This is a genomic window from Hymenobacter metallilatus (assembly GCF_003944705.1).
GTDB classification, from domain to species: domain Bacteria; phylum Bacteroidota; class Bacteroidia; order Cytophagales; family Hymenobacteraceae; genus Hymenobacter; species Hymenobacter metallilatus.
In genome coordinates, this window is the sequence record NZ_RWIS01000028.1 from 1 (window position 1) to 1,244 (window position 1,244).

Here is a 1,244-nt window from a genome sequence, read left to right on the forward strand (position 1 = left end):
CAGGGCTTACGCATCAAATCTAAGGAGCAGTTGCACGGTCGTTTTGGCGGGCGCGGGTTAGTAGTTGGGTCAGGTAGTTATCGCTCCAGCCCGCATTCCGGCGGCGGGTCCGCAGACTGCCAGGCGGGTGCTTCCCCTGCTGCAGGAGATTAAACGCCAGCTTACGCAACACAGCAAAGTTGCGGGTAGCGACCCGGTCGCGACTGCGGGCCTCGTCCTCGCGGAAGACCACGTCCAGCACCCAATGCAGGCTGTTTTCAATCGCCCAATGGCGACGGATAGCCTGAATGAGCACTGCCGGGGCATCTGCGCAGCTGGTCAGGTAGTAGCGCCACTCGGCGCGGGTGCCCGGCTGATGCTGCACCGACCGGATGGTTTCGACTACGATAATCGCTCGCAGGCCTGGCCAGGCGTGTAATCCGGCTAGTTCCTTGCCCAGCGGCAGCACCCAGGCCCGGCGCCGCACCCAGCGGCCGTGACGGCGGTCGAAGGCATCGTAATCGGCGGGATATGCTGCCCAGCTCTCGACACAACAGGCGTGGCAGTAGGCCTTGACGGCACGGTGGTAGCGGCCCTGGTTGCCCTTCAAGGCCAGGATATAATCCGCCTGCTGGGCCAGCAGTTGCCGGGCAATGGCCTGCTGGCAGCCAAGTGCGTCGAGTGTGACAATCGTATTGGTCAGGTGCAGGGTGCGGAGTAACACCGGAATAGCCGTCAGCTCCTGCCCTTTGCCCGTCACGGCTACCTGCCCCAGGCTCAAGCCCTGCTCGGTGGCAAACGCGCTGACGACGTGTAGCGGGCCCTGGGCCCGCCCGCGGTCGAACGAGCGCCGCAGGGTCTTGCCATCGACCGCGACTACCTCGCGCGGTAAGGGCGGGGCGACGGTGGCCATCCACTGGCGGAAACACTGCTCCACCTGCTGCGGGTCAAGCAGCGAGAACACCCGCCGGAAGGTGTCGTGGGAGGGAATGCCGCCGGGCAAGTCTAGAAACGTCGCCAGCCACGACTGCTTCAACTGGCCGTAGTACGCGATGTCTACCCACGTCTCCGCGCCGGCCACCACGGCGCAGACGGCAATAACCAGCATATCAAGCAAGCGGTGCCGGGTGCGGCCGGCGCAACGCGGGTCTGGAAGCGTGGCAAAGGAAGCAAGAAGTTGATTGAGCATGAAGAACTTAACGATGTCTAACGAGACAAAGGGCAGCCCTCACTACAGCGTCTTGATTTTGATGCGTAAGCCCTGA

General features: G+C 63.5%; 1 protein-coding gene. It reads right to left on the minus strand.

Annotated features, from left to right (window positions below):
- Positions 1-19: 19 nt before the first annotated feature.
- On the minus strand, positions 20-1,168 hold the full coding sequence (locus EI290_RS22190) for an ISAs1 family transposase (RefSeq protein ID WP_044019211.1): 1,149 nt from the start codon (positions 1,166-1,168) through the stop codon (positions 20-22).
- Positions 1,169-1,244: the final 76 nt, after the last annotated feature.